At 74.6% G+C, this 1988-nt stretch carries 2 protein-coding genes; both read left to right on the forward strand.

Annotated features, from left to right (window positions below; genetic code table 11):
- Positions 1 to 384 (forward strand): ADP-dependent NAD(P)H-hydrate dehydratase (locus E2C05_RS31340; RefSeq protein WP_133223518.1); only part of this gene is annotated, 384 nt, incomplete at its 5' end.
- Positions 385 to 448: 64 nt separating this feature from the next.
- Positions 449 to 1915 carry a malonyl-CoA decarboxylase gene (locus E2C05_RS31345; RefSeq protein ID WP_133223519.1) on the forward strand — a complete coding sequence of 489 codons (1467 nt, stop codon included), beginning with the start codon at positions 449 to 451 and terminating at the stop codon, positions 1913 to 1915.
- The last annotated feature ends 73 nt before the right edge of the window (positions 1916 to 1988 follow it).

A 1988-nucleotide genomic window follows, 5' to 3' on the forward strand; every position in this document is an offset into this window, starting at 1 on the left:
GCCGCCGTGCTCACCCCGCATGCCGGCGAATATGCCCGCGTCTTCGGCCCGCCGGGGCCGGACAAGCTCGCCGCCGCCCGCCGCGCCGCCGCCGCGGCCGGCGCGGTGCTGCTGCTGAAGGGCGCCGACACGGTCATCGCCGCGCCGGACGGACGCGCCGCCATCAACGACAACGCCCCGCCGACGCTGGCCACCGGCGGGACCGGCGACGTGCTGGCCGGCAGCATCGCCGCCCTGCTGGCCCAGGGGATGCCGGCCTTCGAGGCCGCCTGCTGCGGCGCCTGGATCCAGGGGGAGGCGGCGCGGCGGCACGGGCCGGGGCTGGTCGCGGCCGATCTCATCACCCTGTTGCCAGGGGCGCTGGAAACCGCGCGCGTTAACTGACTGCGCACCCGAAATCGCGCTAGGTTTCTCCGGATTGCAAAGGGCCGAGGGAGGGCCCAGCCCGATGTCCGACCTTGCCCTGGAAACGGGCCTGCTGGATCGCGCCCTGCGGCGCGTCACCTCCCTCTGGCGCGACATGGCCGAGCGCGTGGTGGGCGGCGAGGCCGAGACCATCGCCGACCAGATGCGCGCCTGCCTCGACGGCCGCGGCGGCGAGGTTTCCGCCCGCAACCGCGCCGCCCGGCTGGCGCAGGCCTATCTGGCGCTGGACCCGGCGGGGCGGGCGGAGTTCCTCCTCACCCTGGCCGGCTTCGATGCCGATGATGCGGCGCTGGCCCGGGCGGTCGAGCGGCTCGGGGCCGCCGCCGACCCGGCCGGCCGCGCCATCGCCAAGGCGGCGCTGCGCCGGGCGCTGGAGGCGCCGCGGGTGCGGCTGCTGACCCAGTTCACCACCATCCCCGACGGCATGCGCTTCCTGGTGGAGCTGCGGGCCGAGCTGCTGCAGCTGATGGAGCGCGACCCGCTGCTGCAGGCGCTGGAGACCGACCTGAAGAACCTGCTGGCGAGCTGGTTCGATGTCGGCTTCCTGGAGCTGCGGCGGATCGACTGGAACTCCCCGGCGGCGCTGCTCGAGAAGCTGGTGCGCTACGAGGCGGTGCACCGGATCCGCACCTGGCGGGACCTGAAGAACCGGCTGGACAGCGACCGCCGCTGCTACGCCTTCTTCCACCCGCGCATGCCGGAGGAGCCGCTGATCTTCGTCGAGGTCGCGCTGGTCCAGGGCATGGCGGCCAGCGTGCAGAAGCTGCTGGACGAGAAGGCGCCGGTGCAGGACCCGCGCGGGGCCGACACCGCCATCTTCTATTCCATCAACAACTGCCAGCGCGGGCTGGACGGCATCTCCTTCGGCAATTTCCTCATCAAGCGGGTGGTGGCGCTGCTGGGGGAGGAGCTGGCGAACCTGAAGAGCTTCGCCACCCTGTCGCCCATCCCCGGCTTCCGCCGCTGGCTGCAGCAGCGCGCGGCGGACCGCGGCACGCCGCTGCTGACCGAGGAGGAGGCGCTGTCGCTGCGCGCCGCGGCGCCGGCCCAGGCCTCGCTGCCCGCGCCGGCCTCGGGCGGGGCGGCCAGCGCGCTGGTGCCGGCCGAGCATGCCTCGGACACGCTGCTGCGCATCCTGGGCCAGCGCGGCTGGTACCGGGAGGAGGCGGTGGCGAAGGCGATGGAGCCGGTGCTGCTGCGCCTCTGCGCCGGCTACCTGCTGAACGAGGGCAATCCGCGCAGCCCGAAGCGGGCGCGCGACCCGGTGGCGCATTTCCACCTCTCGAACGGCGCGCGGGTGGAGCGGATCAACGCCCGCGCCGACATCTCCGAGAAGGGGCTGAAGGAGAGCGCCGGGCTGATGGTGAACTACCTCTACGACCCGGCGCGGATCGAGGAGCACCACGAGGAGTATGTCGGCGAGGGCCGCCGGCCGGCGGCGACGGCGATCCGCCGCCTGGTGCGGAACTGGCCGGTGCCGCCGGGCTGAGAGGCGCGGCGGCAGGCCGCCGACCGCGGCCGGCCGGGGTCCCGCAGGCGCTGCGCCGGGCGCCACGCCGGCG

Origin of the sequence: Paracraurococcus ruber (assembly GCF_004353985.1) — a bacterium.
GTDB lineage: Bacteria > Pseudomonadota > Alphaproteobacteria > Acetobacterales > Acetobacteraceae > Paracraurococcus > Paracraurococcus ruber.

Coding starts and splice junctions, on each gene's coding strand:
- E2C05_RS31345 (WP_133223519.1), top strand. CDS start 449: ATGTCCGACCTTGCCCTGGAAACGGGCCTGCTGGATCGCGCCCTGCGG.